The 18,592-nt window shown below is 69.0% G+C and carries 9 protein-coding genes and 1 pseudogene; 6 read left to right on the forward strand and 4 right to left on the reverse strand.

What is annotated here, in order from left to right; genetic code table 11:
• Entirely contained in the window at window positions 1-1,449 is a 1,449-nt protein-coding gene (ngcE, locus tag ACFW47_RS17275) for an N-acetylglucosamine/diacetylchitobiose ABC transporter substrate-binding protein (RefSeq protein ID WP_386276685.1), read from the reverse strand.
• 393 nt (window positions 1,450-1,842) lie between these two features.
• On the opposite strand from ngcE, the gene ACFW47_RS17280 reads away from it, so the two are divergent.
• Together ACFW47_RS17280 and ACFW47_RS17285 are read left to right on the forward strand one after the other, a co-directional pair.
• Window positions 1,843-5,646 carry a GH92 family glycosyl hydrolase gene (locus ACFW47_RS17280; RefSeq protein ID WP_386306184.1) on the forward strand — a complete coding sequence of 1,268 codons (3,804 nt, stop codon included), beginning with the start codon at window positions 1,843-1,845 and terminating at the stop codon, window positions 5,644-5,646.
• 170 nt (window positions 5,647-5,816) lie between these two features.
• Window positions 5,817-6,347, forward strand: coding sequence for a hypothetical protein (locus ACFW47_RS17285; protein WP_386276689.1), 531 nt, complete (start codon window positions 5,817-5,819; stop codon window positions 6,345-6,347).
• A gap of 80 nt (window positions 6,348-6,427) precedes the next feature.
• Here the strand turns inward: ACFW47_RS17285 and acnA are convergent, their stop codons facing one another.
• On the reverse strand, window positions 6,428-9,142 hold the full coding sequence (acnA, locus tag ACFW47_RS17290; protein WP_386276691.1) for an aconitate hydratase AcnA: 2,715 nt from the start codon (window positions 9,140-9,142) through the stop codon (window positions 6,428-6,430).
• A 309-nt stretch (window positions 9,143-9,451) separates the two neighbouring features.
• On the opposite strand from acnA, the gene ACFW47_RS17295 reads away from it, so the two are divergent.
• Both ACFW47_RS17295 and ACFW47_RS17300 read left to right on the forward strand, forming a co-directional pair.
• The gene (locus ACFW47_RS17295; RefSeq protein ID WP_386276693.1) at window positions 9,452-9,661 is read left to right on the forward strand and encodes a DUF4236 domain-containing protein; all 210 of its coding nucleotides are present in this window, start codon (window positions 9,452-9,454) and stop codon (window positions 9,659-9,661) included.
• A gap of 83 nt (window positions 9,662-9,744) precedes the next feature.
• Complete coding sequence (locus tag ACFW47_RS17300) at window positions 9,745-11,274, forward strand: UDP-N-acetylglucosamine 1-carboxyvinyltransferase (protein ID WP_073732162.1); 1,530 nt, start codon at window positions 9,745-9,747, stop codon at window positions 11,272-11,274.
• A 61-nt stretch (window positions 11,275-11,335) separates the two neighbouring features.
• On the opposite strand, the gene ACFW47_RS17305 is transcribed toward ACFW47_RS17300, so the two are convergent.
• The gene (locus ACFW47_RS17305; protein WP_386276697.1) at window positions 11,336-12,760 is read right to left on the reverse strand and encodes a non-reducing end alpha-L-arabinofuranosidase family hydrolase; all 1,425 of its coding nucleotides are present in this window, start codon (window positions 12,758-12,760) and stop codon (window positions 11,336-11,338) included.
• A gap of 430 nt (window positions 12,761-13,190) precedes the next feature.
• Here ACFW47_RS17305 and ACFW47_RS17310 point away from each other — a divergent pair, with 430 nt between their 5' ends.
• Window positions 13,191-14,621, forward strand: coding sequence for an endo-1,4-beta-xylanase (locus ACFW47_RS17310; protein WP_386306185.1), 1,431 nt, complete (start codon window positions 13,191-13,193; stop codon window positions 14,619-14,621).
• 86 nt (window positions 14,622-14,707) lie between these two features.
• Here the strand turns inward: ACFW47_RS17310 and ACFW47_RS17315 are convergent, their stop codons facing one another.
• Complete coding sequence (locus ACFW47_RS17315) at window positions 14,708-17,482, reverse strand: glycosyl hydrolase (RefSeq protein ID WP_386306186.1); 2,775 nt, start codon at window positions 17,480-17,482, stop codon at window positions 14,708-14,710.
• A 273-nt stretch (window positions 17,483-17,755) separates the two neighbouring features.
• Between ACFW47_RS17315 and ACFW47_RS17320 the strand changes: the two are divergent.
• Window positions 17,756-18,441, forward strand: a pseudogene (locus ACFW47_RS17320) (SDR family NAD(P)-dependent oxidoreductase); the annotation flags it as partial.
• Window positions 18,442-18,592: the final 151 nt, after the last annotated feature.

Genomic DNA, 18,592 nt, shown 5'->3' on the forward strand with positions numbered 1-18,592 from the left:
TCACTGGTGCTTGTAGTGCTTGATCGACGAGTCCTTGGCGGCCTCGTCGGCGTAGCCCTGGATCTTCTTGATGGTCTCGGCGGGGGTGAGGCGGCCGGCCATCATCTCGCCCAGGCAGCCGACGCCGATCTTCTCCTTCTGCAGCTGCACGTACCAGTCCTGCATGCGCGGGTTCACCACGTTGTCGCCGGCCAGATCGAGGGCGGCGACACCGGACTTGAGGCCCGGGGTGAGCTCGATGCCGTCGGTGCCGCCGTTGTAGGCGCTCAGCGACTTCACCTTGCTGGTGAAGTTCTTGGACGACTCCTCGCTGAGCATGATGCGCAGCTGCTCCATGCCGCCGGGGCCGTTGGACGCCTTGGCCGGGACGATGAAGGGCTCGCCGCCGGAGGCCCAGATGGTGCCGAAGGGCATCTTGTCGCTGTCGTCGATGCCGGGCGGGGCGGAGACGGTGAGCTGGAAGTCGGCGGGGATGACCTTGGCCGATTCGTTCTCCACCCAGGAGCCGTTGGGGAGGAACAGTGCGTCCCCCTTGGCCCAGGCGGTCTGCGACTGGATGTGGTCCAGGCCCGGGGTGCCCTTGAGGATGTAGCCCTTCTTGTAGAGCTCGTACCAGGCCTCGAAGACCGTCTTGACCGCCGGGTGCTTCCAGGCGTTCGGCTCCAGGTTGTCGATGGCGTTCAGCACCTCGACGCCGCCGACCTTGGCGATCATCGGGGACATCGAGAAGGGGATGTAGTACGGGTACTTGCCGGCGTAGGTCCAGCCGGCCATGCCCTTCTTCTTGGCCTTCTCGCAGACCGCGAGCATCTCGTCCCAGGTCCTGGGGTACTCCGCGTCGAGCGAGTCAAGGGCCTTCTGGGAGTACCAGTTGCCGTAGACCGTGTAGGCGTAGTACAGGATCCAGACCGGGTCCCCGTCGAACTGGCCCATCTCGACGATGCCGGGCCGCAGCGTGTCGCGGACCTTCTTGTTCGGGTCGTCGTAGGACGGGGCGTCCAGCAGCGGGGTGAGGTCGGCGAGCTGCTTCTTGCCGACCAGGACGCCCATGTCCATCTGCTCGGCGCCGGAGTTGTCGACCAGGTCCGGCGGGTTGCCGCCGTTGAAGCGCGGCTGCAGGGTGGACTGGATCTTCTGGGTGGCGGAGAACTTCACCGTGGCCTCGGGGAAGGCCTTCTCGTACAGCTTCACGGCGTCCTCGGCGTACTCCTTGCCGAAGCCTCCGTCGAAGAGGACGAACTCCATCTCGGCGCTCGCGTTGACCGCGAGCGGGTTCTCGGCGGTCTTCTTGCCCGCCTCGGCCTTCTCCTGGTCGTCCCCGCCGCCGCTCGCGCAGGCGGACAGGAAGCTCATGGTCGGTACGGAGATCAATCCGAGCGCGGCGGACCGCTTGATCAGATCGCGGCGGCCGACGCCCTTGCCGTCGTTCTCGGCGGAAGTGGATCCCATGCTCAAGTCCTCGCCTTCTCCAGGACTCAGGCGGTGAACCGGATCCTCGCCGGCACCGCGATCGGGTCACGCTGGGTCGTGCAGGAAGTGCTGTTCGGACGCTTGGGAGGTCCCGAATTCGCGGTTCCCCCCTGAACCCCCGATGGCCGACAGGTATAGTCCACTTCCCGCCAACTGAGCAAGATCGAATGCAAGGTTGGCGGTACGTCTTTTCCGAGTTGAGACCTCCCGGAAATATGAGCGGGCCGTGTACCACTTGCCGGAAGAATCCCCGGCATAAGCCCCGAACGCCACATCCAACACCCTTGACATCACTTGCCACTTGACCCCTACTGGTCCTTGCGCAGTTAGATTGACAACGTTGTCCCCAGGCGCTGGGAGGGTGGTCCGGGCATGCGGTACAGAGTTCGGCACAGATGGGGTCCGGCGGTCGTGTTGACGACCGCCTTCGCCGTGGCGGTGGGCTCACAGGGGGCGGCGGTCGCACTGCCCGCCGCGCCCGCGAAGACCGACCGGGAGTTCGCGTCCTCGTTCGAGGCGGACGACCCGGTTCCAGACTGGCTCGACACCGTGGAGACGGGGCCGGGCGGGAGGAAGCGCTCCTCGGGCGTGGACGGCGGCTACCGCACCGGCATACCGGGCAATGTCACCGACCGCGTCACCGAGGTGCGGGCCAGCGCCGAGAACACCGGCGGCGGGGAGGTGAAGGAGAACCTGGTCGACGGTGAGCCCACCACCAAGTGGCTGGCGTTCGAGAGGACCGGCTGGGTCGAGTTCGGCCTGGACGAGCCGGTGGAGATCGCCAAGTACGCCCTCACCTCGGCCAACGACCACGACGAGCGCGACCCCGCCGACTGGACGCTCAAGGGGTCGGCGGACGGCGAGACCTGGCAGACCCTGGACAGCCGCTCGGGCGAATCCTTCGGCGAGCGCTTCGAGACGAAGACCTACGAACTGGACGGACCGGCCGAGTACCGGCACTTCCGGCTGGAGATCACCAAGAACAACGGCGGGGACATCCTCCAGCTCGCCGACGTGCAGCTGGCCACCGCCGGCACCGAGACGCCCGTCCCCGAGGACATGCTCTCGCACGTGGACCGCGGCCCGACCGGCTCCCCGACGGCGAAGGCGGGCGCCGGCTTCACCGGCACGCGCGCCCTGAAGTACGCGGGCCGGCACAACGCGGACGGCCGGGCCTACTCGTACAACAAGGTCTTCGACGTCGATGTGAAGGTCGAGCGCCGCACCGAGCTCAGCTACAAGATCTTCCCGTCGATGGCGGACGGCGACCTCGACTACGACGCCACGAACGTCGCCGTCGACCTCGCCTTCACCGACGGCACCTACCTGAGCGACCTCAAGGCCACCGACCAGCACGGGTTCCCGCTGACGCCGCGCGGTCAGGGTGACGCCAAGATCCTCTACGTCAACCAGTGGAACAGCGTGCGTTCGGGGATCGGTTCGGTCGCGGCCGGCAAGACCGTCGACCGGATCCTGGTGGCGTACGACTCCCCCAAGGGCCCGGCGAAGTTCCGGGGCTGGCTGGACGACGTGGAGATCGAGCGGGCCAAGCCCGAGCGGCCCAAGGCCCACCTGTCCGACTACGCGCTCACCACCCGCGGCACCAACTCCAGCGGCAGCTTCTCCCGCGGCAACAACATCCCGGCGACCGCCGTGCCGCACGGCTTCAACTTCTGGGTCCCGGTGACCAACGCCGGTTCGCTGAGCTGGCTGTACGACTACGCGCGCGGCAACAACGCGGACAACCTGCCCACCCTCCAGGCGTTCAGCGCGAGCCACGAGCCGAGCCCCTGGATGGGCGACCGGCAGACCTTCCAGGTGATGCCGTCCGCGGCCTCCGGCACCCCGGACACCGGCCGGGAGCAGCGCGAGCTGGCCTTCCGGCACGAGAACGAGACGGCCAGGCCCTACTACTACGGCGTGCGCTTCGAGAACGGCCTGAAGGCCGAGATGGCGCCGACCGACCACGCGGCGATGATGCGCTTCACCTACCCCGGTGACGACGCGAGCGTGATCTTCGACAACGTGGAGGACCAGGCCGGCCTGACCCTGGACGAGGAGAACGGCACCTTCCACGGCTACTCGGACGTCAGGTCCGGGCTGTCCACGGGCGCCACCCGCCTCTTCGTCTACGGCGAGTTCGACTCCAGGGTCACCGGCGGCGACTCCAGCGGCGTCAAGGGCCACCTGCGCTTCGACGCGGGCAAGGACCGCACCGTGACGCTGCGCATCGCGACCTCGCTGATCGGCGTCGACCAGGCGAAGGACAACCTGCGCCAGGAGATCCCGGAGCGCGCCTCCTTCGACAAGGTCAAGCGCGACGCCCGCAAGCAGTGGGACCGCGTCCTCGGCAAGGTGGAGGTGGAGGGCGCCACGCAGGACCAGCTGACCACCCTCTACTCCAGCCTCTACCGGCTGTACCTGTACCCGAACGCGGGCCACGAGAAGGTCGACGGGAAGTACAAGTACGCCTCACCGTTCTCCAAGGCGGTCAAGGACGACACCCCGACGGAGACCGGCGCCAAGGTCGTGGACGGCAAGGTCTACGTCAACAACGGCTTCTGGGACACGTACCGGACCACCTGGCCCGCGTACTCCTTCCTGACTCCGTCCAAGGCCGGTGAGCTGGTCGACGGCTTCGTGCAGCACTACAAGGACGGCGGCTGGACCTCCCGCTGGTCCTCCCCGGGCTACGCGGACCTGATGACCGGCACCTCCTCGGACGTGGCCTTCGCCGACGCGTACGTGAAGGGCGTCGGCTTCGACGCGAAGGCGGCGTACGACGCGGCCGTCAAGAACGCCACCGTCGTGCCCCCGTCCTCGGGCGTGGGCCGCAAGGGCATGGCGACCTCGCCGTTCCTCGGATACACCAGCACCGAGACGCACGAGGGCATGTCGTGGGCGCTCGAGGGCTACCTCAACGACTACGGCATCGCGAAGATGGCCGAGAAGCTCTACGAGGAGACAGGCGAGCAGCGGTACGAGGAGGAGTCGGCGTACTTCCTCAACCGCGCCCGGGACTACGTCAACATGTTCGACGCGAAGGCCGGCTTCTTCCAGGGCAAGGACCTGGCGGGCAAGTGGCGCGTGGAGTCCGAGAAGTACGACCCGCGCGTGTGGGGCTACGACTACACGGAGACCAACGGCTGGGGCTACGCCTTCACCGCCCCGCAGGACAGCCGCGGCCTCGCCAACCTGTACGGCGGCCGGAAAGGCCTCGCCGACAAGCTCGACGAGTACCTGGCCACGCCCGAGACGGCCTCCCCGGAGTTCGTCGGCTCCTACGGCGGTGTCATCCACGAGATGACCGAGGCGCGGGACGTCCGGATGGGCATGTACGGGCACTCCAACCAGGTCGCCCACCACGCCCTGTACATGTACGACGCGGCCGGGCAGCCGTACAAGACGCAGAAGAACGTCCGCGAGGTGCTCTCCCGCCTCTACACCGGCAGCGACATCGGGCAGGGCTACCACGGCGACGAGGACAACGGCGAGCAGTCGGCCTGGTTCCTCTTCTCCTCGCTCGGCTTCTACCCGCTGGTGATGGGCAGCGGCGAGTACGCCATCGGCTCCCCGCTGTTCAAGAAGGCGACCGTGCACCTGGAGAACGGCCGCGAGCTGGTCGTCAAGGCGCCCAAGAACAGCAACCGGAACATCTACGTGCAGGGCCTGAAGGTCAACGGCAAGCGCTGGAACTCCACCGCGCTCCCCCACGACCTGATCGCCAGGGGCGGTGTCCTGGAGTTCGACATGGGCCCGCGGCCGTCCAAGTGGGGCACCGGCGAGGACGCGGCTCCGGTGTCGATCACCGAGGACGACGAGGTGCCCGCCCCGCGCGCCGACGTGACGGAGGGCGGGGGTGCCCTGTTCGACAACACGTCGGCGACCGAGGCGGCCGTGTCCTCGGTGGACCTGCCGGTGTCCGGCGAGGGCGCCGAGGCCGTCCAGTACACGCTGACGTCACCGGCGGACGGCGCGAAGGCCCCGGCGGGCTGGAAGCTCCAGGGTTCGGCCGACGGCACGGCCTGGCGGACGCTGGACGAGCGCTCGGGCGAATCCTTCGCCTGGGACCGGCAGACCCGGGCGTTCACGGTGAAGTCGCCGGGGACGTACCAGAAGTACCGCCTGGTGCTCGACGGTGAGCACTCGCTGGCGGAGGTGGAACTGCTGGCGTAGGCGGCACCGCCGACGGAGCGGCGGGTTCGGGCCGGGGCCTTCGGGCCTGGCCCGAACCCGCCGCTCCCCCGTGCGGCGCCATTCCCCGTACGTGCCGGATCCACCAGACTGAGCGGGCGCCTCCGGCGGCCGCCGGAGGGGCGGATCGCGCGTCATCGGAGGGGGAACACGTGCGGAGGAACACCGGCAGACGGATCGCGGGGGCGGTCACGGGCGCGTTGCTGGCCGCGGGAACGCTGTTCGCCACGGCCGCCCCGGCCCAGGCCTACGACCCCGACCCCAGCGTCTCCACGTACTACCGCGACACCGACGGCTGCCCGTGCAGCGGCGGCACGCTCACCGACCCGTTCGACGGCACCTACTTCGCGCACGACGCGGGCGGGCTGGCCGTCAAGATGGAACTGAGCGACGCGGGCTGGTTCGTGGGCAAGGTCGAGTTCCACCCGAGCGGAGAGAAGCTCTGGATCTACGACACCAGGAACGACGGCGACACCTTCTACGTGGCCGTCGGCTACTCGTCCGGCGGCTCGTACCACGACCTGGGCACCTTCTCGGCGCCCGGCACCTCGGACACCGTGGACCTGACGGTGAAGGACCTGAACATCCCGGACGGCGCCTACGTGGACATCACGCTCTACGACGGCTCCGGCCGCGCCGACTACATCGCCGCGGCACGCGGCACCGGCGCCGCGGTCGCCTGACCCGGCACCCCGTCGCACGACACGGCGAGGGCCGCACCCCCGTCACCGGGGATGCGGCCCTCGACCCTGTGCGGTGCCGCCTACTTGCGGATCAGGCTGCGCAGCACGTACTGCAGGATGCCGCCGTTGCGGTAGTAGTCCGCCTCACCGGGGGTGTCGATGCGGACGACCGCGTCGAACTCCACACCGGTGTCGGTGGTGACCTTCACCGTGCGCGGGGTGGTGCCCTCGTTCAGCTCGGTGACGCCGGAGATGGAGAAGGACTCCTCGCCGGTCAGGCCGAGGGAGGACGCCGACTGGCCCTCCGGGAACTGGAGCGGCAGGACGCCCATGCCGATGAGGTTCGAGCGGTGGATGCGCTCGTAGGACTCGGCGATGACGGCCTTGACGCCGAGGAGCGCGGTGCCCTTGGCGGCCCAGTCGCGGGACGAACCGGAGCCGTACTCCTTGCCGGCCAGGACGACGAGCGGGATGTTCTGCTCGATGTAGTTGCGGGAGGCGTCGTAGATGAACGACACCGGACCGCCGTCCTGGGTGAAGTCGCGGGTGTAGCCGCCCTCGGTGCCCGGCGCGATCTGGTTGCGCAGGCGGATGTTGGCGAACGTGCCGCGGATCATGATCTCGTGGTTGCCGCGGCGCGAGCCGTAGCTGTTGAAGTCGCGGCGCTCGACGCCGTGCTCCGTGAGGTACTTGCCGGCCGGGGTGTCGGCCTTGATGGCGCCGGCGGGCGAGATGTGGTCCGTCGTGACCGAGTCGCCCAGCTTGGCCAGTACGCGGGCGCCGGAGATGTCCTCGACCGGGGCCGGCTCCATGCCCATGCCCTCGAAGTACGGGGGCTTGCGGACGTAGGTGGACTCGCTGTCCCACTCGAAGGTGTCGCCGGTCGGGATCGGCAGCGCCTGCCACTGGGCGTCGCCGGCGAAGACGTCGCTGTAGGACTTGGAGAACATGTCCTCGCCGATGGCGCTGGCGACGACCTCGTTGACCTCGGCCTCGGTGGGCCAGATGTCCTTCAGGTAGACCGGGTTGCCGTCCTGGTCGGCGCCCAGGGCCTCCTTGGTGATGTCCACCTTCATGGAGCCCGCGAGCGCGTAGGCGACGACCAGCGGCGGCGACGCCAGGTAGTTCATCTTGACGTCGGGGTTGATCCGGCCCTCGAAGTTGCGGTTGCCGGAGAGGACCGAGGTGACGGCGAGGTCGTGGTCGTTGACGGCCTTGGAGACCTCGTCCGGCAGCGGGCCGGAGTTGCCGATGCAGGTGGTGCAGCCGTAGCCGACGAGGTTGAAGCCGACCTTGTCGAGGTACGGGGTCAGGCCCGCCTTCTCGAAGTAGTCGGTGACGACCTTGGAGCCCGGGGCGAGCGTGGTCTTGACCCACGGCTTGCGGGTCAGGCCCTTCTCGACCGCCTTCTTGGCCACCAGGGCGGCTGCGACCATGACGTACGGGTTGGAGGTGTTGGTGCAGGAGGTGATGGCCGCGACCGTCACCGCACCGTGGTCCAGCTCGTAGGTCGTGCCGTCGGGAGCGGTGACCGGGACCGGGCTGGACGGCACGCCGTTGGTGGCGGCGGGGGCGTCGGAGGCCGGGAAGGACTCCTTGCCCGCCTCGTCCACGCTGTCGACGTAGTTGCGCACGTCCTGCTTGAACTGCTCGGCGGCGTTGGCGAGGACGATGCGGTCCTGCGGGCGCTTCGGGCCGGCGATGGAGGGCACGACCGTGGCGAGGTCGAGCTCCAGCTTCTCGGAGAAGTCCGGCTCGGCCTTCGGGTCCAGCCAGAGGCCCTGCTCCTTGGCGTAGGCCTCGACGAGGGCGACCTGCTGCTCGGAGCGGCCGGTCAGGCGCATGTAGTTCAGCGTCTCGTCGTCGACCGGGAAGATCGCGGCGGTGGAGCCGAACTCCGGCGACATGTTGCCGATGGTGGCGCGGTTGGCGAGGCTCGTGGCCGCCACACCCTCGCCGTAGAACTCGACGAACTTCCCGACGACGCCGTGCTTGCGGAGCATCTCGGTGATGGTCAGCACGAGGTCGGTGGCGGTCGTGCCCGGCTGCAGCTCACCGGTGAGCTTGAAGCCGACGACGCGCGGGATCAGCATGGAGACCGGCTGGCCGAGCATCGCGGCCTCGGCCTCGATGCCGCCGACGCCCCAGCCGAGGACGCCGAGGCCGTTGACCATGGTGGTGTGCGAGTCGGTGCCGACCAGGGTGTCCGGGTAGGCCTTGCCGTCGCGGGTCATCACCACACGGGCCAGGTGCTCGATGTTCACCTGGTGGACGATGCCGGTGCCGGGCGGGACGACCTTGAACTCGTCGAAGGCGGTCTGGCCCCAGCGCAGGAACTGGTAGCGCTCCTTGTTGCGGCCGTACTCCAGGTCGACGTTCTGCTTGAAGGCGTCGTTGGTGCCGAACTTGTCGGCGATGACGGAGTGGTCGATGACCAGCTCGGCCGGGGCGAGCGGGTTGATCTTCGCCGCGTCACCGCCGAGCTCCTTGACGGCCTCGCGCATGGTGGCGAGGTCGACGACACAGGGCACGCCGGTGAAGTCCTGCATGATCACGCGGGCCGGCGTGAACTGGATCTCCTGCGACGGCTGGGCCTGCGAGTCCCAGCCGCCGAGGGCGCGGATGTGGTCGGCGGTGATGTTCGCGCCGTCCTCGGTGCGGAGCAGGTTCTCCAGCAGCACCTTCAGGCTGTAGGGAAGGCGCGCGGAGCCCTCGACCTTGTCCAGCCGGAAGATCTCGTACGACTCGTCGCCCACCTGCAGCGTGCTGCGGGCGTCGAAGCTGTTCGCCGACACGACAGTCTCCTTCATTTATGTGCGCGTACCACCGCATCCTGCCGCCACGTCGCCCTGGCCAATCCGCTAAGGTAAGGCTAAGTTAGGTAACCCTTACCATTCGACCGGCAGCGGCGTGCGGCTTCGGTGCGCCTCGGCAGATATCTCGATGTCGAGATAACTCTAGTACATGGGGGCGGACTGGTCATGCCCGGGCGCGGTGTGGCGTGCACCCCATCCCGGGTGACCCGTGCGGCCATCAGTACGCCGGTCGGGGGTATCCGAGTTGTGCCGGGCGCGCGCGTCCGGCACAACTCGGAAGGGGGCACGATGCCGCTCACGTTCCGCAAGAGCTTCCGGATCCTCCCCGGAGTGCGGCTGAACATCAACAAACGCTCGTGGTCCGTCACGACCGGCGGCGGGAACGGCCCGCGCCACACCCGCAGCAGCACCGGACGCCGTACGACATCGATGGATTTGCCCGGACCTTTCGGGTGGCGCCGCACGACGACCGGCAAGCGGCGCCGAGGCGGCCGTTGAGGGTCGCCGAGACCCTTGATGCCCCGTCACCCGAACGGACCCCCCGAGAGGCGCCATCTCATATCTGAGATAGCCTCAACCTCATGGCAGACGACTACCTCGTACGCATCGGCAAGCTCATCCGTGACGCCCGGCAGCACCGCGGCTGGACCCAGTCACAGCTTGCGGAGGCGCTCAACACCAGTCAGAGCGCCGTCAACCGCATCGAGCGCGGCAACCAGAACATCAGCCTTGAGATGATCGCCCGTATCGGCGAAGCGCTGGACAGCGAGATCGTCTCCCTCGGCTACTCGGGCCCGATGCACCTGCGTGTGGTCGGCGGCCGGCGCCTCTCCGGCGCCATCGACGTCAAGACCAGCAAGAACGCCTGCGTGGCGCTGCTGTGCGCCTCGCTGCTCAACAAGGGGCGCACGGTGCTGCGCCGGGTCGCCCGCATCGAGGAGGTCTACCGCCTCCTGGAGGTGCTGAACTCCATCGGCGTCCGCACCCGCTGGATCAACGACGGCACCGACCTGGAGATCGTGCCGCCGGCCGAGCTGGACATGGAGGCCATCGACGCCGAGGCCGCCGTCCGCACCCGCTCCATCATCATGTTCCTCGGCCCGCTGCTGCACCGCATGGACCGCTTCCGGCTGCCCTACGCCGGCGGCTGTGACCTCGGCACCCGCACCATCGAGCCGCACATGATCGCGCTGCGCCGCTTCGGCCTGGACGTCGCCGCGACCGAGGGCCACTACCACGCGGTGGTCGACCGCACGGTGCGCCCGGACCGCCCCATCGTCCTGACCGAGCGCGGCGACACGGTGACGGAGAACGCCCTGCTGGCCGCCGCCCGCCACGACGGCGTCACCGTCATCCGCAACGCCTCCTCCAACTACATGGTCCAGGACCTCTGCTTCTTCCTCGAGGCCCTGGGCGTCCGCGTCGAAGGCATCGGCACCACCACCCTCACCGTCCACGGCATGCCGGTCATCGACGCCGACGTGGACTACTCCCCCTCCGAGGACCCGGTCGAGGCGATGAGCCTGCTGGCCGCCGCGGTGGTCACGGAGTCGGAGCTGACGGTCCGCCGGGTCCCCATCGAGTTCCTGGAGATCGAGCTGGCGGTCCTGGAGGAGATGGGCCTCGACCACGACCGCACGCCGGAGTACTTCGCGGACAACGGCCGCACGCGCCTGGTGGACCTGACCGTCCGGCCGTCGAAGCTGGAGGCGCCGATCGACAAGATCCACCCGATGCCCTTCCCCGGCCTCAACATCGACAACGTCCCCTTCTTCGCGGCCATCGCGGCCTCCGCCCAGGGCCAGACCCTCATCCACGACTGGGTCTACGACAACCGCGCGATCTACCTCACGGACCTGAACCGCCTCGGCGGCCGCCTCCAGCTCCTGGACCCCCACCGGGTCCTGGTCGAGGGCCCCACCCGCTGGCGCGCCGCCGAGATGATGTGCCCGCCGGCCCTGCGCCCCGCCGTGGTCGTCCTGCTGGCGATGATGGCGGCGGAGGGCACGTCGGTGCTGCGCAACGTGTACGTCATCAACCGGGGGTACGAGGACCTGGCGGAGCGGCTGAACTCGATCGGGGCGCAGATCGAGATCTTCCGGGACATCTGAGACCCGTGGGTCCCCGGCCGGCGCCCGGCCGGGGACCCGCGGTCACCGTGCGCCGACGGGTTCAGCGCCTCAGGGTGAGGACACCGGGCCGCCACGGCAGTTGGTCGTAGGGGCCGCCCGCCGTGGGGGACTTGCCCTGGTAGAGGAACTGCAGGTTGCAGGGGTCGATGGTCATGGTCTGGTCGGGGTTGTTGCGGACCAGGTCACCGTGGCTGATGTCGTTGGTCCAGGTGGCGCCGCTGTTGGCCTTGCCCGCGAAGGGGTTGCTCTCGCTCGCGGCCTGCGGGGTCCACGAGCCGCTCAGGCTGGAGGCGGTGAAGGAGCGGAAGTAGCGCCCGTTGGCGCCCATCGCCTCGACGATCATGAGGTACTGGTTCTGTCCCTGGACCTTGTAGACCTGTACGCCCTCGAACAGGTTGGCCTTCGTGTCGCTCATGATCGTCGTGTACGACGAGCCGAAGTTGCCCGGGAAGTTCCCGATCGGCATGCTCGCCCGGTAGATCCTGCCGTTGTCGCCCGCGAAGAACAGGTACATGTTCTGGCCGTCGGCGATGAGCGTCTGGTCGATGGGGCCGGTGTCCGAGCCGGAGATGGCGCCGGTGAACAGCGGTTGCGGAGCGGACCAGCCGTGGGGGTTGGTGGGGTCGCTCGACGTGCGGTAGATGAAGGGCCACGAACCCCACTGGTACGCCAGCACCCAGATGTCCTTGGGGGCGAAGTAGAACAGCGTGGGCGCCACCGCGGCCTGGCTCATCCCGGTCTGTCCCGCCGAGGCCATGTCCGACCAGTCGGTGAAGGGACTGAACATCATCGAGCCGTACGACGATCCGGACACGTTCGACGCGTAGACCAGGTGCTTGCCGTTGTGTGTCACGGTGGTGAAGTCCTTGACCGCGGCCCACCCGTTCGCCGGCTGCGCCAGCGCACCCGTCGACGACCAGCTGTAGGCCGACGGCAGGGCGCACTCCCCGTCCGTCGGCGGCGTCCCGGACAGACCCGACCACTTCTGGTGGCTGCCGCCGCCGCACCTGCCGATCTGCACCGCCGTGCCGTTGGCCGTACCGGACCCCGCGGCCTCCAGACACAGTCCCGACTCCACTCCTACGACCGTGCCGTCGGAGTTCACCCGCCACTGCTGGTTCGCGCCGCCGGAGCAGGTCCAGATCTGCACCCGCGTACCGGGCGCGGTGGCGTGCCCCGGAACGTCCAGGCACTTGTCGCCGTACACGGTGAGCCGGCCGGAGTCCGTCGACGTCCACTGCTGGTTGCTCCCGCCCCAGCAGTCGTAGATCTGCAGAAGCGTGCCGTCGGCCTGACTGCCGCCCAGCACGTCGAGGCACCGGTTCGAACCGACACCGCGCAGGGAGCCGCTGGAGGCCGCCTGAGCCGGGACGGCGACGAGCATCGCCGCCAACGCGGCCAGAGCCGCGACCACGGACGCGAGCACCGCGGACGTATGCCCGCGGCGAGAACTTCCTCGGTGCATGGGACTTCCTCACCCTTGAGTAGGCGGTTCCGGCCACACCTGAATTGGCGAGGCCATGACATGCGCATAGAGACTGCATGTCCGCGATATCGAACACGGGTCGACTTGTCGGGCGACCTGAATGATAGGGAACCGGCGAACGGCGTCAACCCTTCTCGCATGCGTCGACTGGTAAGCCGAAACTTTTGGCCACGAAGGCCGTGATCTCGGCCGTTCCCCGCGTGCGCGTGAAGGCTCCGCGTCCCCCAGGAGACCTACGTAGTACTGGAGTCGAGCCCGGACCGAAAGTTTCGAAGATAACCCTGAAACTTTTTGGTCGGACGCGTTGACGTCGCGTGGTCAGTGCCTCAATCATTCCTGGCTGAGGGACCGGCCACGGCACGACATCGCGAAGTGGCGCCACCCTGATCCCTACCTTGGAGGCACAGTGATGGGCTCCTACGCCCTTCCCAGACCCGTTTTCCACCGGAAGATCCGCGGCCTGCTGCTGGCACTGGTCGTCGGTGTCCTCGGTGCGGTCACCGCGCTGGCCGCGCCGCCGACCGCACACGCCGCCGAGAGCACCCTCGGCGCAGCGGCGGCGCAGAGCGGCCGCTACTTCGGCACCGCCATCGCCTCGGGCAAGCTGGGCGACTCGACGTACACCTCGATCGCGAACCGTGAGTTCAACTCGGTGACGGCCGAGAACGAGATGAAGATCGACGCCACCGAACCGCAGCGGGGCCGGTTCGACTTCACCGCCGCCGACCGCGTCTACAACTGGGCGGTGCAGAACGGCAAGGAGGTGCGCGGCCACACCCTGGCCTGGCACTCCCAGCAGCCCGGCTGGATGCAGAGCCTCAGCGGCGGCGCGCTGCGCCAGGCGATGATCGACCACATCAACGGCGTGATGGCCCACTACAAGGGCAAGATCAGCCAGTGGGACGTCGTGAACGAGGCCTTCGCCGACGGCAGTTCGGGAGCCCGGCGGGACTCCAACCTGCAGCGCACCGGCAACGACTGGATCGAGGTCGCCTTCCGTACCGCGCGCGCCGCCGACCCACAAGCCAAGCTCTGCTACAACGACTACAACGTCGAGAACTGGAACTGGGCCAAGACCCAGGCCATGTACGCGATGGTCCGGGACTTCAAGCAGCGCGGCGTGCCGATCGACTGCGTCGGATTCCAGTCGCACTTCAACAGCGGCAGCCCCTACGACGCCAACTTCCGGACCACCCTGCAGAACTTCGCCGCGCTCGGCGTGGACGTGGCCGTCACCGAACTCGACATCCAGGGCGCCCCGGCCTCGACGTACGCCAACGTGATCAACGACTGCCTGGCCGTCGAGCGCTGCCTCGGCGTCACCGTCTGGGGTGTGCGCGACACCGACTCCTGGCGATCGGAGCAGACGCCGCTGCTGTTCAACGGTGACGGCAGCAAGAAGCCCGCCTACAGCGCAGTCCTCAACGCACTCAACGGCGGCTCCACCACACCCCCTGCGGACTCCGGTCAGCTCAAGGGCGTCGCTTCCGGTCGCTGCCTGGACGTACCCGGCGCCGGCACCACCGACGGCACCCAGCTCCAGCTGTGGGACTGCCACAGCGGCACCAACCAGCGGTGGACGTACACCGACGCCGGTGAACTCAGGGTCTACGGCGACAAGTGCCTGGACGCGGCCGGCACCGGCAACGGCGCCAAGGTCCAGATCTACAGCTGCTGGGGCGGCGACAACCAGAAGTGGCGGCTCAACTCCGACGGGTCCGTCGTCGGCGTCCAGTCCGGCCTCTGCCTCGACGCCGTCGCAGGCGGCACCGCCAACGGCACCCTGGTCCAGCTCTACTCCTGCTCGAACGGAAGCAACCAGCGCTGGTCCCTGACCTGAGGAACTGTCGCGACGGTGGCGGGGGGGGGGGGGGGGGCCCCCCCCCCCCCCCCCGCCACCGTCAGCCTCGGAGGCCGCCGCGTGCGTCACTCGTAGGGAATGACCACCACGGAGGTGTCGCTGCCGGTGCGCAGCCGCGCGCTCCCGTTGCCGATCGCGCTCCACACCTCGAGCCGTACCGTCCCCCCGCGGAGGTCTCCCAGGGTGCCGGTCGCGGCCTTCAGGCCACGGGTGTGGTTGTACTCCTCCCAGCCCGTCACCGGGTCGGTGGCGAAGTAGTGGTACGTCTCGGTCCGGTCGAAGGTGCCGTCGCCGGTGAGGTCGTAGCTGATACGGGCCTGCTGGCCGAGACCGACCGCGGTGCCGGCGTCCACGGGGAGGCGGAACGTGGTGGACGCGCCCGGCTTGAGGGTGGCGTTGACGCCCCGGGCCTCGTAAACGAGCGGCTTGTTGGGAGTGCCGTCGTGGTTGGCGCCCTCGGCCGACGGGATGGTGTCGGTGCCGGCCGTGCCACCGGTGGCCGTGGTGAGGGCGCCGCCGGAGCGCAGCTGGAAGGTGTTGCCGGTGGGCGGCTCGGGGTCCGGGCCGCCGGTGTCGGTGCCGGTCCCGGTCGCGGTGGAACGCGCGGGGACGGTGAGCGTCTTGCCGTCGGAGAAGGTGACGGTGCGGGCCGTGGCGCCGTGGTTGTGGGCGGCGTAGGTACGGGTGCCGTTCTTGCTGAACACCGCGGACGTGGGCAGGTCGCCGGTGACCGACGGGTCGGGGGCGCCGAGCGCGTCCAGGGTGGTGAGCCAGTGGTAGGTGTGCGCCTTGGACTCGCCCGCCTCCGGGGTGTACCCGGCGTTCCCGGCGTCCCACTTCGCCTTCGCGGCAGCCGGGTCGGCCAGCGACTGGAACTCCCAGAGGATGTCGCGCCACTCGACGGCGGGCCCGCCGTTCTCGCGTTCCATCTCCGCGATGTTGCGCCGGATCGCGTCCTTGTGCCCGGCGAGGTGCGGGGAGCCGCCCGCGGTCACGGGCAGGACGTTGATGCCGTGGATCTCCTCCGGGTTGGCGGTCCACCAGGTGGAGTACGCCCCGCCGCTGCCCCACACCATGCCGACCGTGTCGTGGGTGAAGGAGCCGGGGAAGACCTGCTGGTCGGCGTCGAACCAGTACTGGGCGATCGCTTCGCTCTCGGTGGCGAGCAGGTAACTGCCGAGATCGCGCAGCTGGGCGTTGCCGGTGGCCGAGCCCCAGAGCACGAGCGCCGCGCTGAGGTTGGTGGACTCCGAGGAGGACTCCTGGTTGTTGCCGGCGGCGAAGCCCTGGTGGCCGGAGGCCCAGCTGTGCCCGGCGTAGACGTCGAAGCCGCGCAGGAACGGGAAGGCGCTGTCGGTGCGGCTCGCGTTGGCGGTGTCGCGGATCAGGGTCTTGACCATGCCGCCCCACGCGGAGTCGGCGGCCCATGCGGCGTCGTACTGGGCGACGATCGCGGCGGCGTACACGTAGTAGCCGTAGTGGAAGTGGTGGTCGTTGAGCTCGGCGTCGCTGCCGTAGGAGGCGGGGTAGCCGATGAGGGTCTTCCAGTCCTTGTCGTAGGAGAACTCGCTCGCGCCGCCCGCGGTGAACCACTCCTGGAGGCGGCCCTTGAGCAGGCCGACGAGCTTGTCGCGGACCGCGGTGTCGCCGATCTGGTCGGCGAGCGGCACCAGTTGGGCGATCTTGCCCAGTGCCTTTCCGGTCCAGTACGTGTCCGTGGCCCCGGAGAACGGGTCGGAGGAGTTCGCGACCTCGGAAAGGTACGTGCGCAGCCGGGTCGTGTCGACGGCGCCGGTCCTGGGCAGCGCGGGCAGTGCCGGGGCGGCCTTCTGGCGGGTGGTGAACGAGGCGCCCTCGCGGACCTTCATGGTGCCGCGGGGGGAGACGTAGGTGTGGGGCGTGAGGGCGTCGGTGGTGTGGAGCCACTGGTGCCGGTAGAGGGCCTGGAGGGTGCCGCGTTCGGTGCCCTCCTTGGCCTCGGTGGTGAGCCGGTAGGTGGCGCCGACCGTACCGCCGGACGCACTCCAGTCGACCTGTGATCCGGTGACGAAGCTGAACGCGTACCTGCGGAAGGTCGCGAGCGCGTCGGTGGAGGGCAGTACGGCGAGGGAGAAGTAGTCCTTGCCGCCGAGTCCGGCGGTGATCGTGGTGCCGGAGATGTTCCAGTCGCTGCCGGTCGGCGCGAAGAGCGCGTAGTGGTGGCCGCCGACCGTGATGCCGAGGGTGTTGCCCTGGTCGGCGAAGACGGTCGGCGGGGCCGCGGTGGTGATCTGGGCGTTGCCGCCGGAGCCCTGGGCGTAGACGAAGGGCATGCCGTGGCCGATGGTGGTCCGCAGGGTGCGGGTGCCGTCGGACCAGTACGGGGTGACCGTCCAGTCGGACCAGGCGTCGGCCTTGGCGTCGGGCGAGTTGAGTCCGCTCAGGCCGAGGGTGAGGTCGCGCTTGTGCGCGTACTCGTACTGGCGGCCCTCGCCGACGACGGTGGGGCTGGTCGGGTAGCCGACCTCCAGGCCGCCGGAGACGGCCTGGTAGGTGAGCGGGTGGCCGTACATGGGCGTGGAGTAGGGGTTGTCGCCGTAGCGCTGGAAGGCGAGGGAGGACCACCAGTCGTTGGTGGGCACCGGCTTGCCCTTGGCCGCCTGCGTGACCTTGGGGGTGACCGGTGTACCGGTGTTGGTCGTGGGGCCGGTCGTGCCGGCCGGTCTGGTGTCGGAGTAACTCCCGGCTCCTACCGGGACGGTGGCGGCCGCCGCCGGTGTCGCGGCCGGGCCGAGGCCCACGGCCGCCAGTGCGGCGGTCAGGACCGCTGCGGCAGCCGTCCTTGGTCGGGGGATACGCATGGGGCACACCTCGTGTCATCGAGAGGTAGGGGCTCGTCGGTGTGGCGCAGTGGGGAGAACGGAGCGCTTGAGAGCGCTCTCAGGATGCGGAAATTAAGACTTCTGAACTCGGCTGTCAACGGATCGCACAGAACACGGGCGCAACAGGCAACGAATCGTCGGCTGTGCCCCGTTCCGGCCTCGGGGCCCCTTCACACCTTGACGGAACGAAGGGGGTGCGGCGTGCGATCCCTTGGAGCCGGGACATCGCGCCGGGGCGCCGGCCGGCCGTTCAGGCTGCACGCCGACCACTCCCGGGTGGACGTACTCGTCAACAACGCGGGCGTGATGGCACCGCCCCGCACCCTGAGCGCGCAGGGCCATGAGCTGCAATTCGCCTGCAACCACCTCGGCCATTTCGCTCTCACCGGCCTGCTGCTCGACCTCCTGACCGCCGGCGACGATCCCCGCGTGGTCACGGTGACTTGGTCACGGTGACTTCGGCAAATCACCGTCTGGGGCGCCTGCGCTTCGACGACCTCTCCGGCGAACGCCGATACTCCCCCATGGCGTTCTTCAACCAGTCGAAGCTCGCCAACGCCGCATTCGGCCGGGAACACCACCGACGGCTGACCGCGGCCGGCAGCCCCGTGCACAGCGCCCTCGCCCATCCCGGACACGCCTCCACCAACCTGCAGACCGGGGCTCCGGTGGGCATGGTGAAGTTCCTGTTCGGCCGCCTTCTCGCCCCGCTCGCCCAGCCCGCGGGGCGGGGCACCCTGCCCCAGCCGTACGCGGAGACCGCCCCGGACGTCGAGGGCGGTGAGTTCATCGGTCCGGTCGGATTCGCGGAGCTGCGCGGCGGGCCGGGGCGGGTGCGGCCGTCGGCCGCAGCGGTCGGCCCGCAGCCAGACCGCCGCCTGTGGGAGCGGTCGGAAGAGCTGACCGGCGTGCGGTTCGCACTGCCGTCTCCCCCCTGATTCCGGCCCGCATTCCGGCTTTTCGTACAGCGATACTTTCGAGCCGGTGTGAATTCTGGATTGGGTAAGTATCGCAGAATTCGTTCACTCGACTGCCGCGCATCCGACGGACAAGGCAGACGTTACTTCGGATATGACCAAGGAAAACGGG

Source organism: Streptomyces sp. NPDC058796, from assembly GCF_042745235.1.
Taxonomy (GTDB): Bacteria; Actinomycetota; Actinomycetes; order Streptomycetales; family Streptomycetaceae; genus Streptomyces.